Source organism: Bacillus sp. OTU530 (genome assembly GCF_038440375.1).
In genome coordinates this window covers 117,553-136,150 of the sequence record NZ_JASATP010000001.1, presented here as the reverse complement: position 1 = coordinate 136,150, position 18,598 = coordinate 117,553, and the positions used below count along the sequence as shown (strand labels likewise).

The 18,598-nt window shown below is 43.4% G+C and carries 19 protein-coding genes, 1 pseudogene and 1 riboswitch; of the genes and pseudogenes, 7 read left to right on the top strand and 13 right to left on the bottom strand.

Translation table 11 applies throughout. From position 1 onward, the window contains the following. Positions 1–145 precede the first annotated feature (145 nt). The 5 genes from AAHB12_RS00710 (at position 146) to ribH (ending at position 4,480) form a co-directional block, all read left to right on the top strand. Complete coding sequence (locus tag AAHB12_RS00710) at positions 146–364, top strand: CDGSH iron-sulfur domain-containing protein (RefSeq protein ID WP_129727112.1); 219 nt, start codon at positions 146–148, stop codon at positions 362–364. Between the two features lie 328 nt (positions 365–692). After that, a riboswitch (FMN riboswitch) is annotated at positions 693–838 on the top strand. A 210-nt stretch (positions 839–1,048) separates the two neighbouring features. Beyond that, entirely contained in the window at positions 1,049–2,131 is a 1,083-nt protein-coding gene (gene ribD, locus AAHB12_RS00705) for a bifunctional diaminohydroxyphosphoribosylaminopyrimidine deaminase/5-amino-6-(5-phosphoribosylamino)uracil reductase RibD (protein WP_129727113.1), read from the top strand. Positions 2,132–2,142: 11 nt separating this feature from the next. Continuing rightward, positions 2,143–2,790: a riboflavin synthase gene (ribE, locus tag AAHB12_RS00700; protein WP_129727114.1), complete on the top strand. Its 648-nt coding sequence runs from the start codon at positions 2,143–2,145 to the stop codon at positions 2,788–2,790. Between the two features lie 16 nt (positions 2,791–2,806). Further along, positions 2,807–4,000, top strand: coding sequence for a bifunctional 3,4-dihydroxy-2-butanone-4-phosphate synthase/GTP cyclohydrolase II (locus AAHB12_RS00695; RefSeq protein ID WP_129727115.1), 1,194 nt, complete (start codon positions 2,807–2,809; stop codon positions 3,998–4,000). Between the two features lie 15 nt (positions 4,001–4,015). After that, entirely contained in the window at positions 4,016–4,480 is a 465-nt protein-coding gene (gene ribH, locus AAHB12_RS00690) for a 6,7-dimethyl-8-ribityllumazine synthase (protein ID WP_129727116.1), read from the top strand. Between the two features lie 422 nt (positions 4,481–4,902). Here the strand turns inward: ribH and AAHB12_RS00685 are convergent, their stop codons facing one another. From AAHB12_RS00685 to AAHB12_RS00670, 4 genes and pseudogenes are all read right to left on the bottom strand, one after another. Next, complete coding sequence (locus AAHB12_RS00685; protein WP_410776037.1) at positions 4,903–5,322, bottom strand: hypothetical protein; 420 nt, start codon at positions 5,320–5,322, stop codon at positions 4,903–4,905. Positions 5,323–5,516: 194 nt separating this feature from the next. Next, entirely contained in the window at positions 5,517–6,134 is a 618-nt protein-coding gene (locus tag AAHB12_RS00680; protein ID WP_342043974.1) for a hypothetical protein, read from the bottom strand. A gap of 297 nt (positions 6,135–6,431) precedes the next feature. Beyond that, positions 6,432–6,689: pseudogene (locus tag AAHB12_RS00675) on the bottom strand (DUF554 family protein); the annotation flags it as partial. A gap of 3 nt (positions 6,690–6,692) precedes the next feature. Then, positions 6,693–7,271 (bottom strand): class D sortase, encoded by a 579-nt coding sequence (locus AAHB12_RS00670; protein WP_342043973.1) that lies wholly within the window; start codon positions 7,269–7,271, stop codon positions 6,693–6,695. Positions 7,272–7,479: 208 nt separating this feature from the next. Between AAHB12_RS00670 and AAHB12_RS00665 the strand changes: the two genes are divergently transcribed. Then, positions 7,480–8,610 (top strand): CapA family protein, encoded by a 1,131-nt coding sequence (locus AAHB12_RS00665; RefSeq protein ID WP_342043972.1) that lies wholly within the window; start codon positions 7,480–7,482, stop codon positions 8,608–8,610. Positions 8,611–8,643: 33 nt separating this feature from the next. Here the strand turns inward: AAHB12_RS00665 and AAHB12_RS00660 are convergent, their stop codons facing one another. The 7 genes from AAHB12_RS00660 to argC all read right to left on the bottom strand — a co-directional run bounded on the left by AAHB12_RS00660 (position 8,644) and on the right by argC (position 15,414). Beyond that, a complete protein-coding gene (locus AAHB12_RS00660; RefSeq protein ID WP_342043971.1) occupies positions 8,644–8,820 on the bottom strand; it encodes a hypothetical protein in 177 nt (58 codons plus the stop codon). Between the two features lie 243 nt (positions 8,821–9,063). Continuing rightward, the gene (locus tag AAHB12_RS00655) at positions 9,064–9,618 is read right to left on the bottom strand and encodes a DUF2062 domain-containing protein (protein ID WP_129727391.1); all 555 of its coding nucleotides are present in this window, start codon (positions 9,616–9,618) and stop codon (positions 9,064–9,066) included. Positions 9,619–9,989: 371 nt separating this feature from the next. Next, positions 9,990–10,949, bottom strand: a complete 960-nt coding sequence (gene argF / locus AAHB12_RS00650; RefSeq protein WP_342043970.1) for an ornithine carbamoyltransferase — start codon at positions 10,947–10,949, stop codon at positions 9,990–9,992. A gap of 253 nt (positions 10,950–11,202) precedes the next feature. Further along, a complete protein-coding gene (locus AAHB12_RS00645) occupies positions 11,203–12,360 on the bottom strand; it encodes an acetylornithine transaminase (RefSeq protein WP_342043969.1) in 1,158 nt (385 codons plus the stop codon). Further along, positions 12,357–13,127, bottom strand: a complete 771-nt coding sequence (gene argB, locus AAHB12_RS00640; protein WP_129727123.1) for an acetylglutamate kinase — start codon at positions 13,125–13,127, stop codon at positions 12,357–12,359. The genes AAHB12_RS00645 and argB overlap by 4 nt, the downstream gene beginning before the upstream one ends. 12 nt (positions 13,128–13,139) lie before the next feature. Further along, positions 13,140–14,363: a bifunctional ornithine acetyltransferase/N-acetylglutamate synthase gene (argJ, locus tag AAHB12_RS00635; RefSeq protein ID WP_129727124.1), complete on the bottom strand. Its 1,224-nt coding sequence runs from the start codon at positions 14,361–14,363 to the stop codon at positions 13,140–13,142. 16 nt (positions 14,364–14,379) lie between these two features. Beyond that, complete coding sequence (argC, locus tag AAHB12_RS00630; protein WP_129727125.1) at positions 14,380–15,414, bottom strand: N-acetyl-gamma-glutamyl-phosphate reductase; 1,035 nt, start codon at positions 15,412–15,414, stop codon at positions 14,380–14,382. Positions 15,415–15,810: 396 nt separating this feature from the next. On the opposite strand from argC, the gene AAHB12_RS00625 reads away from it, so the two are divergent. Beyond that, positions 15,811–16,014 carry a YqzH family protein gene (locus tag AAHB12_RS00625; RefSeq protein ID WP_129727126.1) on the top strand — a complete coding sequence of 68 codons (204 nt, stop codon included), beginning with the start codon at positions 15,811–15,813 and terminating at the stop codon, positions 16,012–16,014. 231 nt (positions 16,015–16,245) lie between these two features. Here the strand turns inward: AAHB12_RS00625 and AAHB12_RS00620 are convergent, their stop codons facing one another. Further along, positions 16,246–17,034: an SDR family NAD(P)-dependent oxidoreductase gene (locus AAHB12_RS00620; RefSeq protein WP_129727127.1), complete on the bottom strand. Its 789-nt coding sequence runs from the start codon at positions 17,032–17,034 to the stop codon at positions 16,246–16,248. 8 nt (positions 17,035–17,042) lie between these two features. Then, positions 17,043–17,993 carry an MBL fold metallo-hydrolase gene (locus tag AAHB12_RS00615; protein WP_129727128.1) on the bottom strand — a complete coding sequence of 317 codons (951 nt, stop codon included), beginning with the start codon at positions 17,991–17,993 and terminating at the stop codon, positions 17,043–17,045. Positions 17,994–18,598: the final 605 nt, after the last annotated feature.

Below are 18,598 nucleotides of genomic sequence, written 5' to 3'. Positions count from 1 at the left end.
ACGGCGAGTTTTCTTTACGAAGCTTATTATACATTCTAATTTTTTGGAAAGAAAGCATCTTTCTAAACATACACATACGAGTAGATTGAAAATATGTAAAAATGTGCATATTATAGAAAAAACTTAAAATTAGGAGGATATCTAAATGACAAAGGTACAAATTAAAGTCAATGATAATGGTTCGTTCCGTATCACAGGTGATGTGGAATTGGTGGATTCACAAGGACACGCGTTTCCGGCAAAGCCGGCCTTCTCTCTTTGCCGCTGCGGCTTATCAACAAATATGCCATATTGCAGCGGTGCGCATAAAGGAAAGTTCCAATCTGTTGTAAGAGCACCGCAGTCGGAAGAAACAGATATTTAGTAAGAAGCAGGATCCTGTGTGAGAGCAGGATCTTTGTACACTGTAGGAAAGTATAAATTTCCAGCCAGAAGTGGATTCGACGTAGTCGGAAATTTTAGGAATACAGTATAAGTAGGGCTACGCCTCTGTCCTCGCCCAAGAGCGGGGCTCGCCAATCGGCGAGTTTTCTTTATTGTCCTTTAAAATTTCTGGCTACAGTTGTTTTTTTCCAAATCTGCTAATAAGGAATCCCAAAATTTATAAAAGTAACAAAGAACAAGCCATTTTCTTTCATCACAAACAAATTATTGTACCTTTTTTTCTATTTTGTGCTATAATTTCAGAAAACAATATCCTTCGGGGTCGGGTGAAAATCCCAACCGGCGGTGATGAAGTCTCGTCTTCTAAGCCCGTGACCCGCCTTTGCACTCGCAAAGCGGTGGATCTAGTGAAAATCTAGGGCCGACAGTATAGTCTGGATGGGAGAAGGATTGCGTTTTCAGGCTGTACATAAGGATATGTCTATCCAAGGGCGAGTGTCTTCCTTTTTGAGAACACTTGTTCTAGCTGCTCGTTTTTTTAATCGCTGCAGCTAGGCTTATTTTCCCGTGCTTTTGTATCCTTGTTGTCGCTGAAAACAAACGTCTCTCCCAACCCCAAGGAATGTCCTTGGGGTTTTGATTTTTTAGGAGAGGTGGTCTTGCTATGACTGATCAGGAATATATGCGCCTCGCACTTGATCTTGCGAAGGCGGCGCAAGGACAAACAAGTCCAAATCCGACTGTTGGTGCGGTTGTAGTAAAGGATGGTGTGATTATCGGTCTCGGTGCCCATTTAAAGGCTGGAGAAGGTCACGCCGAGGTGCATGCGCTCAAAATGGCAGGAGATAAAGCAGAAGGGGCAACTGCCTATGTGACGCTTGAGCCTTGCAGCCATTTTGGTAAAACACCGCCTTGCAGCAATCTGCTCATTGAGAAAAAGGTAAAACGTGTTGTTGTGGCTTCACTAGACAACAATCCACTCGTATCCGGCAAAGGGGTGCAGCGTCTAAAGGATGCAGGCATCGAAGTAGAAGTCGGTGTGCTGGAGAAGGAAGCGCGTGAGCTCAATACTGTCTTTTTTCATTACATGGCAGAGCATAAGCCGTATGTCACCATTAAAACAGCAATGAGCCTTGATGGAAAAATTGCGACTGTAACAGGGGAAAGCAAATGGATTACAGGAGAACAGGCAAGGCTCGATGTGCATCGCTACAGACATGAGCATGACGCTATTTTGGTTGGCGTAAATACGGTTCTTGCTGATAATCCTAGCTTAACGACACGCCTGCCAAATGGGGGGAAGCATCCTATCCGCATCATTTTGGATACAAATTTGCGGACACCTTTGGATTCGCTTGTTGTTACGGACGGTATGGCTCCAACATGGATTATCGTTGGTTCACATGTACCGCAGGAAAAATGGGAACAATATACATCTGATATGGTAACGGTTATCAGGGCAAGCAAAAGCCGTATTGAGATAAATGAAGTACTTGCCATTTTAGGAGAAAAAGGAATTCTTTCTCTCTTTGTAGAGGGCGGACAACAGGTGAATGCAAGCTTTTTAGAAGCGAAATGCTTTCAGCAGTTCATTGTGTATATTAGCCCGAAGCTGATTGGCGGCCAAGCGGCGCCAACAATTTTTGGCGGCAGTGGATTTTCCTCGCTCGCTGATGCTGCTTCTCTTTCCATTCAATCCATTGAGACTATTGGAGACGATATAAAAATCGTCGCCATTCCGAAATAGGAGGTGCAGCAATGTTTACAGGTATTATTGAAGAAATTGGGAAAGTCGAACGGATGCAGCAAACTGGGCAGGCTATTACGATGACCATTTCTGCCTCTCATATTCTATCCGATGTGCATCTTGGCGACAGCATCGCTGTGAACGGCGTCTGCTTAACCGTTACATCCTTCACCTCTTCCGCCTTTACGGTTGATGTGATGCCAGAGACGGTGAAAGCTACATCGCTTCAGGCGCTAGGACGCGGCTCTTCCGTTAACTTAGAACGTGCGATGAGTGCAGGCGGACGATTTGGCGGACATTTTGTGAGCGGTCATGCGGATGGCATCGGAACGATTGTGGAGAAGAAAAAAAGTCATAATGCCATTTACTATCGAATTGAACTTCCAAGCAATTTGCTGCGCTACTGCATTTTTAAAGGATCTATTACAATTGATGGCACAAGTCTGACAATTTTCGGTCTAGATGATACATCTGTGACAATTTCCTTAATTCCACATACGGTTGATTACTCTGTTATTGGGCAGAAGGGTGTCGGGGACATTGTAAATATTGAATGTGATATGATTGGCAAATATATTGAACGGTTTACACGCCGGGAGGAAGCACCACCAAAATCCTCACTCACTGCAAGCTTTTTACAAGAACACGGATATATGTAAGAAAGGAGAGATCGCTATGTTTCATACAGTGGAAGAAGCGTTACATGATTTAAAGGCAGGAAAACCAATTATCGTATGCGATGATGAAAATCGTGAAAATGAAGGTGACTTTGTGTCACTTGCCGATCGTACAACGCCGGAAGTGATTAATTTTATGATCACGCACGGCCGCGGTCTTGTATGTGTACCGATTACGGAGGAGCACGCAAAGCGTTTATCCCTTCAACCGATGGTAGCAAACAATACAGATGCACACGGAACTGCCTTTACCGTAAGCATTGACCATAAGGAAACAACTACGGGCATCAGTGCCCATGAGCGTTCCTTCACGATTCAAAAAATGCTGGACCCTAACGCAAAGGGCAGCGATTTTAAACGACCAGGCCATATTTTTCCGCTTATTGCGAAAAAAGGCGGTGTGCTGCGTCGGGCCGGCCACACAGAGGCTGCTGTAGATTTGGCAATGTTATGCGGCTCCGAGCCAGCCGGTGTTATTTGTGAAATTATCAATGAAGACGGTACAATGGCACGCGTCGGAGATTTAGAAAAGGTCGCAGAGCAATTTGATTTAAAAATGATTACGATTGAAGCGTTAATTGAATATCGACGCCGTAACGAAAAGCTTGTGAAGCGCGAGGTGGAAATTACACTTCCAACAGAATTCGGAACCTTCCGTGCTGTCGGTTATACAAACTCCCTTGACGACAAAGAGCATATTGCAATCGTAAAAGGTGAAATTAATCCAAATGAGCCTGTATTAGTACGTGTACACTCTGAATGCTTAACAGGAGATGTACTAGGGTCATACCGTTGTGACTGCGGACCTCAGCTGCATGCAGCGCTTGCTCAAATTGAAGAGGCAGGCAGCGGGATATTGCTATATATGCGTCAGGAAGGCCGCGGCATTGGCTTAATGAATAAACTGCGCGCCTATAAGCTCCAAGAGGAGGGCTATGATACAGTCGAAGCGAACCATAAGCTTGGCTTTGATGCAGACCTTCGCGACTATGGCATTGGTGCGCAAATTTTAAAGGATTTGGGCGTACGCGATATTAAACTGCTTACCAACAATCCGCGTAAAATCGCAGGTCTTCAGGGACATGATTTACAGGTGGTAGAACGCGTGCCGCTGCAATTGCCAGCAAAACGCGAAAATCAAGAATATCTTAAAACAAAATACGAAAAATTAGGGCATCTGCTGCACCTATAAAAGGAGAAGAGAACGATGATTTTTGAAGGACATTTAGTTGGTACAGATTTAAAGGTAGGAATTGTAGTAGCACGTTTTAACGAATTCATTACAAGCAAGCTTCTTGGCGGTGCTCAAGACGGCTTAAAACGCCACGGTGTGGATGATGCAAACGTAGACATAGCTTGGGTACCAGGTGCATTTGAGCTTCCATTGGTTGCAAAGAAAATGGCGACAAGCGGTAAATATGATGCGGTTATTACACTTGGCACAGTAATCCGCGGCGCAACAACACACTATGATTATGTATGCAATGAAGTAGCGAAAGGCGTTGCAGCTATTACATTACAAACGGAAATACCAGTTATTTTCGGTGTATTAACAACAGAAACAATTGAGCAAGCAATCGAGCGTGCCGGCACAAAAGCGGGCAATAAAGGCTACGAGGCAGCTGCTACCGCAATTGAAATGGCGAACCTAGGCCGACAATTGCAAGGCTAATAATAAAAAACATCTATATAAAAAACGGGTCATCCTTCTATCAAAAATTTATGGAAGAATGGCCCGTTTTTTATTTGTACCTGTTTTTTGAAAAAGTAACAAGCTGAAGATGAAGAGATAAGTTTCTGAGTACGGGGAGACGAGAAATTATATTTCACTTTAAGAAAGTATAAATTTCTAACTGGCTTCCAATTCGACGTAGCGAGAAATTTTAGGCATAAAGTATAAGGGCAACTACGCCTCTGTCTTCGCCCAAAGGCAGGGCTCACCAATCGGCGAGTTTTCTTTACTATTGTTTACGCAGCTACAATACAATGATTATCATTCGAATATCGCCTGCAGCCATCATACATGACAAATGTCCAATGATTTTGCAGACTATGCCGGTTGTGCTCCATGGCATGAAACCCCTTTCGTGACGCTTACTTCGTGGCCTCTTGTTTTTCCTCTACCTCTACTGTAAGCTGCTGCATCGTTTTTCCTTCTGTTTGAATGCCAAACTTCTTGGCAAGATCATGTACTTCTTTTTCTCTCGCTGTTCGAATCCCCTCAACAATCGTATGCATGCTCTTCCCTTCCGTTTCAATGCCGTAACGAGCTGCTGCACGCTGAATCATCTCCAAACGCTTTGCCTCTTGGGCATCATGAAGCTCCTTACGCACCTGCTTAAGCTCTTTTCCCTCTGTTTCAATCCCGAAATGCTCCGCCTTTTGACGAAAATGCTGTTCAATACGCATATGCATTTCCTGTTGTGTTGGCTCTGTCGCAGCCTTCACAGGGTCTGCACTGAGGGCCTTAAATAAAATCAAAAAAGTCATTACTGCTAATGTATATCTGTACATACTAACCCTCCTGATCTTACTCTCATTGTTACTATGCGCAAGGGAAGAAAGGAAAATTCGTCCATGAAGAGAAAACTTCTTGAGAATATACAATTGAGAATGGATCCATTTTGTGGAGAAAACTCGCTTATTTATACGTTCTTTAAGCAGTAAGCAAAAACAGCCGGGTTCAATAGAGAACCGGCTGTTTTTGCTTACTGCTTCTTCGCTTTTTCTACTGCTTCTTTTAGATCCTCATACGATTTCCCTTCCGTTTGAATGCCTAGTTTTTTTGCCTCCGCTATGACTTGCGTTTCTTCTTTTTTCATAATTTCTTTACGCAGCTGATAGTTCGTTTTTCCTTCTGTTGCAATTCCAAATTCTTTCGCCGATTGTACGAGCTGCTCATGCTCCTGAGCATACCGGGCTTTTTGGACTTCTTCTCTTAGCTGAAAATGAGATTTTCCTGTTGTTGCAATTCCAAAGCGCTTTGCCTCCTCCAATAGATCAGACTCATGCAGCTTCCGAATTTCATTATGAATTTGCTCCGCTGTCTTGCCTTCTGTTGCAATCCCAAATTCCTTTGCCTTCTGCAGCAAATGCTCTCGATGCTTTTTCTCGAGCACTTGATGGATTTCCGCCTTTAGCTGCTCATCGCTTTTTCCTTCCGTTGCAATCCCAAAATGATTTGCCATTCTAAGTAAATGCTCATGCCGCGAGCCATCCTGCAAAAACTTTCCATGCATCGCTTCCGCTTTTGCTGTTGGCAGCATCCCTGCTCCTCCTACTGCCAATAAACCAGCTATTGTCCAGCCTATCACTTGCTTTTTCATCGTCTATTCACTCCTTTTATCATAAAAGATTACCGTTATTTTGCCCAATTGGTTGTTTTTTCCTCATGTTTTTATAAAAAAATTATTATAAGCAAAGAGAGTATGTCCGCGGATGAATCCTAAATTATCTTGTAAAGAAAACTCGCTGATTGGCGGGCCCTGCTCTTGAGCGAAGATAAAAGATGTAGTTGCTCATACACTTTATTGCTAAGATTTTCTGTCACATCGAATATACTCTTAGCTGGAGTTTTATGCTTTCTTAAGGCATAAAAAAACAGGAGGGTTTTCCTCCTGTTCTTACATATATTCCATGATAAGCACGAATACTATCGTACATAACAAGCTTGGCAGCCTATTAGCCACGCGAATAGACGTGATTTTTAAAATATTCAGCCCGATTACGATGATAAGCGCACCACCTGTAGCTGTTAGCTCAACAATAAGCTGATCCATTATTTCCTTCGGCACAAATGTATGAATTTGTGTTGCTAATAGTGCGATTGCTCCCTGATATAGAAAAACCGGGCCAGCAGAGAATGCGACTTCGATGCCGAGCGCTTACGACTGTTTTTCCTCAGGATAGGCATAGATAACATAACGGTCCGGCGCTGATCCGACAAATCGAAACGGATAGCAGGTTGATACATTTAACACCTCATTTGGTGCGGTTGAACCAATGACTGTTGTATTATCTGCCGGGACAATTTTTGCATGATCCATCACATAACGGAATGTGCCATACGGCAGCTCTACAATCAATTCATCGCCTTTTTCTATTTCACCAAATTTCCGAAACACTGTATCGCGATGACCGGAAAGCAAAATTTGATTATGATCTCCTGGAAATGCTGTACTTGTATAATGTCCGACCCCTTTTTTTAAGTCATCTGGATCGGTTCCTTCTATAATAGGAAGCACAGCATTAATTTTCGGGATCCGAAGCATGCCGATTGTTTCGTCCTTTTGCGGCTGAAATGCAGCACGGCTCGGCTTCGTATCCTTGGCTTTCCCTAACATCTCTTGTGCTTCTGCCGTTGATTGCTTCTGCTGCCTCTTCGCATCAATAAACTGCCATCCTGTTATGCTGATGAGTACTACCCCTGCTATAAATAACAAAGCTGCTATATAATTTCTCATTCTCTTTTGCAACACCTTCTATAGTCTTTTTTTCTATATTTTGCAACTACGCCCCTGTATACATATAAACCGTATGTCAAATTATTATAACACGTATCATGTGCTGCTTAATGATCATCATTCAAACAGTCTCCGCTGTTGTTTCACAGAACCCATTGTTGGAAATACTAACTTCTATACTCTATCTAATAAAGGAAGTTATGCAACAATGAAATATGTACGATCTCTCATCACACTTATTTTGCTTTCTGCAGCGTGCACTAGCATCGTGTTTCTCCTTCAAAATAAAAATCAACCGCAAGCGAAGGACATGCCAAAGCAAACAAATCCATCTCCGGAGGCTACAGTGCGGCTCGCGGCAGTCGGTGATATTCTTCTCCACGACGTTGTATACAATGATGCTCGCAGAAGCGGGAATCACTTTGATTTTCTGCCTATGTTTGCCGCTGTAAAGCCTTATATTGAGAAAGCTGATGTTGCTTTTGCAAATCAAGAATCGATCATAGGCGGTGTAGAAATTGGTTTATCAACATATCCTTCCTTTAACAGTCCCATTGAAATTGCTGATGCCCTTGCCTTTACCGGATTTGATGTGATGAGCCTAGCAAACAATCATGCGCTAGATCGCGGTGAACAAGCCTTGCAGCGTAGCCTCTCTTATTGGGATAAACTTAATATCGTCCGCACAGGGGCGTACACGTCACAAGAAGACAGAAATACAATTCGCACATTTTCCAAAAACGGCATAACCTGTGCTGTCTTATCGTATACATACGGTTTAAATGGGATTGATACGTTGCAAAAGCCTTATCTAGTGAACCTAATGCAACCTGAACAAATGAAACAAGATGTGGAACAAGCAAAGCAGATTGTGGACGCAGTTATTGTCATCCTTCACTTTGGAACAGAATATGAAACGCTGCCCAACAGCAGCCAAAAGGAAGTTACCCAATTTTTAGCGGACCTTGGTGTTTCTGTTATTCTTGGCCACCATCCACATGTCCTGCAGCCGCCCGAGTTTCTGACCGGAAAACAAGGAAACCAAACCTTTGTTGCCTACTCCCTTGGCAACTTTCTTGCTGGACAGGAAAATGAAGAAACGCACTTTGGTGGAATTATAGAGGTCTCTATAAGGAAGGAGAAAGATGGACGAATCGTATTAAACAATCCCTCCTTTTTACCGACCTTCACATACTCTCGCAATCAAACGGATTATCAGGTCATACCGCTTGCACAAGTTACAGAAGAGCAATATCCGCTTGCACGAGAACGCTATGACAAAATCATACAGCATATGAAAACTTACCTTCCGACGCTGCGTATTGTTACACCCAAGTAATACCGTGTTAAGAGAAGCTGCCCGGGGGCAGCCTCACGATTCATAGTAATTGCCATAATAGTTGTTCGAATACGGCCACGTTTGTAAATAGGGCGGCTGGATTTGCTGGACTTGCTCGCTTTGACGAAACGGCATAACACGTTCATCTAATGCAGGTATATATATTGGAGTGTAATAATAAAATGAAGCAGGTGGATACAACCAAATCATACATCATCCCTCCTATGCATATATTGAACAATATGCAGCACACAAGCTGTTTGGGTGGGCGATTTTACCGTATATGAAAAGAAAACTCGCCGATTGGCGAGCCGTTGGGCGAAGACAAAAGCGTAGTCGCCCTTATACTATATTCCTAAAACTTCTCACTACGTCGAGTCAGCTTTCGGCTAGAAATTTATCTTTTCTCTACAGCATAAAATAAACGGAATCTACGCAGATCCCGTTTATTCGTTACGTACGCATCAATGCGATTGCTGTTGTTTTCTTTTTCTCTAGGCGGCGTTGCCGTTCTTTTTCGTATAGATGGTAGATGATGAAATACGAAGCAAGACCCAGTAATGTCCCGAAGATGATCATGCCAATCAGTGTATATAAACCGCTATGCAGCAGTTCCTTTGCGATATCCATAAAGTTTCCTGAGAATACCTCTAACAGTGAGTGCTCTTTCATTGGCCGATCATGGATGTCAACCGGATAAACAAACTTGCCAAGCGCATGAGCAAACGGGAGCAAAACAACAGGTAAAAACGTTAGCTTGCCGACAACGTTTCCAATAATCGCTGCTGGAAGGGACCCACGGAACAAACGGACAATTGGGTAAAACAGTAAGTAAATTAAAGAAGCAGTAGAAAGAACAATCATTTCCATACCAAAGCCAAGTGCGAATCCAAGCGCAACCTTTTTGGCACCGCCAGGAGATCGAAATAACTTATAAAAATTAAGCTTAAATGCACGTTGTATCTTTCTCCAAAAGCCGTATTTCCTTTTTCCTCTTTTCACATACATCTCTCCCGTTTTATCCTTCACAAGTTTCCTCACAGATATATTTCTCCTTGTATATACTATTATAATGTATAAAGAAGAGTTAAAAAAGATAATAAATATTCAAATAACAATACATATTTTGGAAAGGATTTAGAAGCTCTTCCATCTCCTCATGTAAACAGTATATATATTTAAAACATAATATTAAGATTGCAATAAAGAAAACTCACCGATTGGCGAGCCCTGCTCTTGGGCGAAGACAGAGGCGTAGTTGCCCTTATATTGTACCCCTAAAATTCCTCGTCATATCAAACTATCTTCCACCTGGAAATTTATACCTTATTAAAGTGCAAAACAAGCAGTCCTCATTTAGAAGACTGCTTGTTTTATAACTATTGTAATAGCGCAGCAAGTACTGCCTTTTGCGCGTGAAGACGGTTGCCAGCTTGCTCAAATACAGCGGACTGTGGTCCGTCAATAACTTCTGCGGTTACTTCTTCACCGCGGTGCGCCGGTAAGCAATGTAAAAACTTGTAATCTGGCTTTGCCCATTGCACCAATTGCTCATTTACCTGGTATGCTGCAAAGTCTTGCAGACGTTTTGCAGCTTCCTCTTCTTGCCCCATACTAGTCCAAACATCTGTGTATAAGAAATCTGCTCCTTGCACAGCTGCTTGTGGATTTTCCATAACTTCAATTACAGCGCCGGTTTTCTTTGCAATTTCCTTCGCTGTATTTACAATTTCCTCATTCGGCTCATAACCAGCCGGGCAAGCAGCTGCCACATGCAGACCAACCTTTGCTCCCCCAATTAATAAGGAATGCAGTACATTGTTGCCATCTCCAACATAAGTAAGCTTTACGCCCTCGAATGTTCCTTTTTCCTCATAAATAGTCTGCAAATCTGCCAAAGCCTGACAAGGATGATGGCCATCTGTTAGACCATTAATAACAGGTATTGTCGCATACTTCGCAAGCTCTGCCACCTTCTCGTGCTCAAACGTACGAATCATAATCGCATCTACGTACTGCGATAATACCTTTGCCGTGTCTTCAATTGTTTCTCCGCGTCCAAGCTGAAGCTCTTTTCCGCTTAAAAACATACCATGTCCGCCAAGATGCAGCATGCCTGTCTCGAAGGAAACACGTGTACGCGTGGAGCTCTTATCGAAAATCATCGCTAACACTTTTCCTTGTAATACGTTTGGATTGCTTCCTGTTTCAGCTCGCTGCTTTTTTAGCTGTACCGCCAGTTGAATCAAGGATACAATCTCCTCTGAGCTAAGCTCCTCTAATGTTAAGACATCATTTGCCTTTAATTTCACATCTATCGTTTGCTGTAATACACTCATGTAGCACGCCTCCCTTTGATTGTCCCTAATCCCTTACGAAAAATAACACTCACCATAAAAGGCAGAAACGCACCTTCTATGGTGAGGAGGTATTTTACAGCGTGAGCCATTCTGACTAGCTCCGCTTTTTATTACACTATAAAAAATTATAAATTTCTAGCTAGAAGTCACTCTACTTATATGGGAATTTCAGGAATGTAAGTGCAACTCTGTCTTCGCCCAAGGGCACGGCTCGCCAATCGGCGAGTTTTCTTTATAGTGAGACTGCACTGACTTTGCCTAGTACTTCTTTTATTGCGCTAGCAGCTGTTTCCAGCTCTTCCTTTGTTACCGTTAAAGGAGGCAACAGACGTACAACATTCGGTCCAGCCACCAATACGAGCAAGCCCTTCTTTTGCAGCTCTGTTACAAAAGGAGCCGCTTCTGTGTTACATTCGATTCCGATCATTAACCCTTTGCCGCGCACTTCTTTAACAACTGGAAGAGATGTTACATCTTGCAGAAGTTCCATAAAGTACGCCTCTTTTTCAGTCACACTTTCTAGGAATTCTGGCTGCATTACGTTCTCTAGCACCGCTTTCGCAGCAGACATTGCAATCATATTCCCGCCAAACGTTGTACCGTGTGTTCCCGCACTAAATGTATCCGCAAGCTCCCCTTTTCCAATAAGCGCCCCAACTGGAATACCGTTTCCAAGCCCCTTCGCTACTGTAATGATGTCAGGAGAAATACCATAGTGCTGATAAGCGAACGCTTTTCCTGTCCGCCCGATTCCTGTTTGCACTTCATCAATAATTAGCAATGCGCCATATTGCTTGCAAAGCTTTTCTGCTGCCTGCAGAAATTCTATTTGTGCTGGCGTTACGCCGCCTTCCCCTTGCACAGCCTCTACCATAACAGCCGCCACTTCATGATCCATCGCCTGCTCAAGCGCCGCCGCGTCGTTAAATGGCAAATAAGAAAACGTCGGGAGCAGCGGACCAAAGCCGCTGTGAATTTTCTCTTGTCCTGTTGCCGTCATTGTCGCAAATGTGCGGCCGTGGAATGATTGATGGAACGTTAAAATTCTGCTTTTCCCTGTATGTTTACGGGCTAGTTTAATAGCTGCCTCATTTGCTTCTGCGCCGCTGTTACAGAAAAATACGCGCTGTCCGTCGCTATTTGCAACGAGAAGAGACGCAACTTCCTCCTGTAAGGAGTTTTCAAAAAGATTTGAAACGTGCCATAGCTTTTGTAATTGTGCCTGCACCGCTTCAACTACAGCAGGATGACAATGTCCTAGATTGCATACAGCGATACCAGAGACAAAGTCTAAGTATTCCGTTCCATTTGCATCAATTACCTTTGTGCCTTTACCCTCTACGATTTCCAATTCCCAGCGTTTGTAATTCGGAAATAACGCGCTGCTCATCCTGCCTTCACTCCTTTCGTAACAGTTGTTCCAATGATTGCTCCGTTCTCATCAATAAAGCCTTTAAGTCCATCTACGATAATAACCTGCTCAACTTCACCCTGCAGTGAAGCTAAAGCCGCCTTCACCTTTGGAATCATACCGCCCGTAATGACTCCCTCTTCAATCAGACTGGACAATAGCTCTTCGTTCGCCTCGCGAATAAGTTCACCATTATGAAGTACACCTGGAACGTCCGTTACAAATAAAAGTTGCTTTGCTCCAAGTGAAGAAGCAATCGCTCCCGCAGCTGTATCACCGTTAATGTTATACAGCTGACCGCTTGTATCCATACCTACCGGAGACACGACTGGAACGAGTTCCTGTGACAGCAAGCTTTGCAGCAGCTTCACATTTACAGTCTTCACATCGCCAACATATCCAAGCTCTTCATTTAAAGCGGCAGCTTCGAGAAGTTTGCCATCGCAGCCGGATAATCCGACAGCTGACGCGCCGTTTTTCTCAAAGCGTGCTACGAGATTTTTGTTTACCATTCCACATAAAATCATTTCTACAACTTCTAATACATCCTTTGTTGTGACGCGCAATCCGTTCTTTTTTTCTACTGGAATGTTTAGCTTCGTCAACATTTCATCGATTTCCGGCCCGCCTCCATGGACAACGACAAGGTCGTGTTCTGCTTTTAGCTTTTGCAGGCTCGAAAAGAAAGTGTCCGACAGACGTGCTAAGACGCTCCCGCCGCACTTTACTACAATTGCCTCTTTCATTTCCGTCTCCCCTTACGTGCGATAGCTCGCATTAATTTTCACGTAATCATAGCTTAAATCACAACCCCATGCCGTTCCGCTGAAGTCCCCAATGTTTAAGTTCACGTTAATTACAATTGTATCCTGCTGTAAATAACGCTTTGCTTCTTCTTCTGAGAAAGGCTGCGGTTCACTTTGTTTCAGTACAGCGATATCTCCTAATGAAATATCCACCGTGCGCGGATTTACCGGCGCTTCACTATGGCCTAATGCACCGATGATTCGACCCCAGTTCGCATCTTCACCATAAACTGCTGTTTTCACTAGGCTAGAGCCAACGATTTTCTTCGCCGCCATACGCGCATCATCCTCTGAAGTCGCGCCATGCACATTCACTTCAATCAGCTTTGTTGCGCCTTCGCCGTCTTTTGCAATCGCCTTTGCTAAATCCTCGCTTGCGCTTTTAAATGCTTGGAAAAATTTATCCCAGTCTGGATGTCCCGGATGAAGCGGCTCATTTTCTGCCAATCCGCTCGCCATCACAACGACCATATCATTTGTAGATGTTTCGCCATCTACTGTAATTTGATTAAATGTGCGATCCGTTACTGTGCGCAGTGCCTGCTGCAGCACCTCACTGTCAATATTTGCATCCGTTGTAAGAAAGCCTAGCATTGTCGCCATATTCGGGTGGATCATGCCAGAACCCTTTGCCGCACCTGCTACTGTTACACATTTGCCATCAATCATTGTTTGGTAGCATGTTTTCTTCACAACTAAGTCTGTTGTTAAAATCGCTTCATAAAAGCCAAAGGCATCCTGCTCATCCTCTGTAGGAGAAAGCTGCGAGATCCCCCCGCGCACTGTTTCCATCGGAAGCATTTCACCGATCACTCCTGTTGAAGCGACCGCTACAAGATGTTCCTCTAAACCAAATTGCTGCGCTGTCAGTGTGCGCATCTCAAAAGCGTCCTGTTCTCCTTGCTCTCCTGTACACGCATTCGCATTCCCACTGTTTACGACAACTGCTTGAAGCTTGCCGTGCGCAGCGATGCTGTCTTTCGTGACAACAATTGGTGCTGCCTGAAATTGATTTCGTGTATACACAGCTGCGCAGCTGGCCGGTACCTCACACAAAATCGCTCCGAGATCTTTCCTCGCTTTTCGAATTCCGGCGTGCACTCCTGTTGCTTTAAAGCCTTTTGGAGTAACAATAGATCCATTTGCTAGTTTTACGCACACTGATGTTTCAATCATGATTTTTCTTCCTCCTCTATGGATACAAAGGCACAATATCAAGCCCTGTTCGTTCATTCAATCCTAATACAATATTTGCGTTTTGCACCGCTTGCCCTGCAGCGCCCTTCATCAAGTTATCAATAACAGATACAACTGTAATCCGTCCTGTTCGCTCATCATATGTTACAGCTATATCGCAATAGTTTGAGCCGCATACCTCTTTCGGACTTGGATAGCCGCTCTGGCGGATCCGTACGAATGAAGCGTCTGCATAGCTTTCCTCATATATTTGCTTTAGTTGCTCCCGTGTCATTTCACGCTTTGCCTGCCCATACATTGTTACCATGATGCCGCGTGTGATCGGAATGAGGTGCGTGCTAAAGGTAATAGGCTTCGTATTTTCATTCCATTCTGTCAGCATTTGCTCAATTTCTGGCACATGCTGATGCTCATTTACTTTATATATTCTAAGGTTATCGTGAATTTCCGGGAAATGCGTCATCGCGTTTGGTGATTTTCCTGCTCCCGATACACCTGATTTTGCGTCAATAATAAGAGAATTCTCTTCAATTAATTGTTCCTTCATAAGAGGTGCAGCCGCAAGCAATGTAGCAGTTGCATAGCATCCTGGATTCGCAATCAAGTCTGCTCCGTAGATGCTATCCCTTTTCCATTCTGATAATCCGTAAACTGCTTTTGCTAAATCCTCTCGCCCAGCAGCCGGTCGTTTATACCATTGCTCATACTCATCTGGATTTTTCATACGGAAATCCCCAGAGAGATCAATCACTTTTAAGCCTTTTCGCAATAACCCTGGAGTCAGCTCTTTAGAAACCCCTGGAGGCGTTGCTAGAAATACAAGCTCGCTAGTATTCGCAATATGATCTGCGTCTATTTCTTCTAATGTATTTGTTACGATCGAGTTTAGGTGCGGATACTGATTGCTAATCGGTTCCCCCGTTTGCGAAAATGAGTGAATCGAAGCAACCTCAAGCTCAGGGTGGTGAGCAAGCAATCGCAGCAACTCCACTCCGCCGTATCCCGTAGCACCGATAACAGATGTTTTCATATATTCCCTCCGCTCATAAAATCAATGTATCTCTGATTATAATATTGTATATTTATGACGTCAATTAAATATTTATAAATGACCGAATTTTTTTCATGTTCGCACAATATCAGAACGCCCCGCAAGAAGGCCAGCAAAAAATTCGGAAACTTTTCTTTCTTATAATGTCCTAAAAAAAGACGGACAAAGCATATTCTTTTTTCAAACAGTAGTATAAAGCTGCGTAGCTTCAGCTGGTTTAAAACGTGACTTTCATAAAAAGGATGTTTTTATTCATTGAAATGCATAAAAACTTGTTTTGATTAAGAATCCAACAAAAACAGCTTATTTTTTCTTTATCCTTCCTTACTTCTGCTGTATACTGTTACAAAATCAAGAACAAAGGGACTTAAACAAATGAATGAAGCATTGATCAAAAATATGATCCGCAATTGTTTTTATCAATATCATTATACGAAAGAGACTTTGCCGCTTTCCGAGTCCGATTACAGGCAGCTTCTTGAGGAAATATGGAAGATGCAGCGGGATCAGCCTGATGCTGAGCTATACGAGCTCATAGAGGATGCCGTATACGAATTTATCACCAATTCAAGCCAGTAAGAGGATAGGTCTGCAGCAAATAATAAGCAAAAGGCTGTTCCGGGACAATCTCCAAAAACCCCAGCCGTAGCGTTTACGGCTGGGGTTTTTGATTAGTTTGTATATCAAGCAGTACAGTTAGGATTTCTCATACCAACCGTTAGTAAGATATCACTGGCAAGTGCTTTCGATAAAATTATTCGGCAGCTTCATCGAAAAAATAAAATGGGAGAGCTATTACAGCCTTCCCATTTATTTTTTGTTAAGCGATTTTCCTGCCGCACGCTCAAATAAACCAGGAAATAAAGAAAAAATCACAGGACCGATTCCCATCCAACGCGGAAGATTTAGCTCCCGCTTTCCTGTTTCAATCGCTTTTATCGTTTTCTTTGCGACATAATCAGCTTTCAGCATATATCGTTGCATGCTTTTGACATACGTACCGGATTGATCAGCAATATTGAAAAAATTTGTTTCAATAGGACCTGGATTTACAGCCGTAACACCTATATTTGTATTACCGAGCTCCATGCGCAGACTGTTTGTAAAACCAAGCACCGCATGCTTTGTTGCCGCATATGCACTTGATTTTGGTGTTGCGATCTTCCCAGCAAGCGAGGCAATATTGACAATATGTCCGCTGTTACGCCGAAGCATGCTTGGGAGAACTGCCTTCGTACAAGCAACAAGACCAAATACATTTACATGAAACATCTCCTTGACCTCCGCCATGGAGGCATCCTGAAACGTTTTGAAAATACCAAAGCCCGCATTGTTCACAAGCACATCGACAGAACCGACTTCCTTCTCAACACGTGCAAATGTTTCTTCCACCATCCGCTCATCACTTACATCAAGTGCATAAACATGGCAAGGGGTGCGGTACTGAGCTTCAATCTTCTCCTTTAGTTCTTCAAGCTTACTTTTCGTGCGTGCCATGATAACAAGCACTGCTCCAAGAGCTGCGGCCTGCAAGGCAAGCTGCGCACCGATGCCGCTTGAGGCACCTGTAATAACAATCACTTTTCCGCTAAGCTTCATATTCTCACCTATTTCGCATAATACATCCACTCTGCTACAGATGTATCTAATAATATTTGTTGATTATATTTTAAAAAGTCCAATTGTCCAACTGTTTCAGACAAAGTGAGCGCAAACTGCTTCGTATACAGTGTCGGAAACAGCTGTATGCATATTTCAAACGCCGTCATCGGTTTTTCCTTCAGCATATTGAGTACCTTTTGCGCCCGAGCTTCCTGTTTTTTCAACCGCTCCGCTACAAGCTCACTTACCTGTGTGACATCACTGCCATGCCCCGGCAAAATACGCGAAATCGGCATCTCTCCAAGCCGTCGCAATGTACCATTATATTCTAACAGCGGCTTTTTCCGCTCCGTCTCTCCGAAATAAGGCGGTTCTAATAATGGATTCGAGGAAATATGACCGAGCAATGCATCGCCGCCAATCATCAAGCCGTCCTGCTCCCGAAACAAAGCGATGTGGGTAGAAGCGTGTCCCGGTGTCTCGATCACGGTAAACTCCGGCAAGAAATCCAGACGATCCCCTTCCTGAACCGCTGCACTTAACGAGCGCTTGCTCGCGTAAGCAAGCGTCCTCTTCATCGGGGGTCCATACTTCGCAATCACTTCCGGGATGCCGAACTGCGGTACAATATCTTGAAAAAATTGCTCATAGCATGCTAAAAAGTCTGGATTTTGACTAATCCACGGCTCATTCCGCGGATGCCCAATAATAGCAGTGGTCTCCGAAAAATCATTCAGCAAGCCAGAGTGATCTACGTGATGATGTGTAATGATAACTGTTTCAATGTCAGACAAACGATAGCCAAGTTCACCAAGCCCAGCCTGTAAAGCCAAGCGGGCCTCTGCTGTATTTGTTCCCGTATCTACAAGCGTCAACGAATCGCCTTTTATTAAAAATACATTCACTGTTTCCACTGCAAACGGAACTGGAATCTCCAGTCGGTAAATGGTGTCCATTGTTCAGCCCCCTTATTCTTTTACCTGTAAAGAAAACTCGTCGATAGGCGCAGACAGAGACGTAGTTGCACTTACACTGTATCCCTAAAATTTCCGACTACGTCGAATTGACTTCTGGCTGGAAATTTATATCTTCTTACAGTGTAAAGAAAACTCGTCGATAGGCGCAGACAGAGACGTAGTTGCACTTACACTGTATCCCTAAAATTTCCGACTACGTCGAATGGCTTCTGGCTGGAAATTTATCTTTTCTTACAGTGTAAAGAAAACTCGTCGATTGGCAAGCTAGTAGGCGTAGACAGAGACGTAGTTGCAACTGCACTTTGTTCCTAAAATTTCCTGCTGCGTTGGATCAGCTTCTATATAGAAATTTATACCTTTTCGCAAGTGTCCCATTTAGACTCGATAGCCAAACAACCCGCACATTCTGCAGACTTGTTCCTGCTTAAACATGTAAAAAATGAATCTCCCTTCAGTTTACACGAAGAGTAAAATTTTGTCATTCATTTCGAAGTGACATATACTCTTTACATGGAAACACATTCTGAAGTATAGTGATAAAAATACGGAACAATCAGAAAATGTCCCATATGATATGGGAGTAC

Coding starts and splice junctions, on each gene's coding strand:
- AAHB12_RS00710 (WP_129727112.1), top strand. CDS start 146: ATGACAAAGGTACAAATTAAAGTCAATGATAATGGTTCGTTCCGTATC.
- ribD (WP_129727113.1), top strand. CDS start 1,049: ATGACTGATCAGGAATATATGCGCCTCGCACTTGATCTTGCGAAGGCG.
- ribE (WP_129727114.1), top strand. CDS start 2,143: ATGTTTACAGGTATTATTGAAGAAATTGGGAAAGTCGAACGGATGCAG.
- AAHB12_RS00695 (WP_129727115.1), top strand. CDS start 2,807: ATGTTTCATACAGTGGAAGAAGCGTTACATGATTTAAAGGCAGGAAAA.
- ribH (WP_129727116.1), top strand. CDS start 4,016: ATGATTTTTGAAGGACATTTAGTTGGTACAGATTTAAAGGTAGGAATT.
- AAHB12_RS00685 (WP_410776037.1), bottom strand. CDS start 5,322: ATGTACAGATATACATTAGCAGTAATGACTTTTTTGATTTTATTTAAG.
- AAHB12_RS00680 (WP_342043974.1), bottom strand. CDS start 6,134: ATGAAAAAGCAAGTGATAGGCTGGACAATAGCTGGTTTATTGGCAGTA.
- AAHB12_RS00670 (WP_342043973.1), bottom strand. CDS start 7,271: ATGAGAAATTATATAGCAGCTTTGTTATTTATAGCAGGGGTAGTACTC.
- AAHB12_RS00665 (WP_342043972.1), top strand. CDS start 7,480: ATGAAATATGTACGATCTCTCATCACACTTATTTTGCTTTCTGCAGCG.
- AAHB12_RS00660 (WP_342043971.1), bottom strand. CDS start 8,820: ATGATTTGGTTGTATCCACCTGCTTCATTTTATTATTACACTCCAATA.
- AAHB12_RS00655 (WP_129727391.1), bottom strand. CDS start 9,618: ATGTATGTGAAAAGAGGAAAAAGGAAATACGGCTTTTGGAGAAAGATA.
- argF (WP_342043970.1), bottom strand. CDS start 10,949: ATGAGTGTATTACAGCAAACGATAGATGTGAAATTAAAGGCAAATGAT.
- AAHB12_RS00645 (WP_342043969.1), bottom strand. CDS start 12,360: ATGAGCAGCGCGTTATTTCCGAATTACAAACGCTGGGAATTGGAAATC.
- argB (WP_129727123.1), bottom strand. CDS start 13,127: ATGAAAGAGGCAATTGTAGTAAAGTGCGGCGGGAGCGTCTTAGCACGT.
- argJ (WP_129727124.1), bottom strand. CDS start 14,363: ATGATTGAAACATCAGTGTGCGTAAAACTAGCAAATGGATCTATTGTT.
- argC (WP_129727125.1), bottom strand. CDS start 15,414: ATGAAAACATCTGTTATCGGTGCTACGGGATACGGCGGAGTGGAGTTG.
- AAHB12_RS00625 (WP_129727126.1), top strand. CDS start 15,811: ATGAATGAAGCATTGATCAAAAATATGATCCGCAATTGTTTTTATCAA.
- AAHB12_RS00620 (WP_129727127.1), bottom strand. CDS start 17,034: ATGAAGCTTAGCGGAAAAGTGATTGTTATTACAGGTGCCTCAAGCGGC.
- AAHB12_RS00615 (WP_129727128.1), bottom strand. CDS start 17,993: ATGGACACCATTTACCGACTGGAGATTCCAGTTCCGTTTGCAGTGGAA.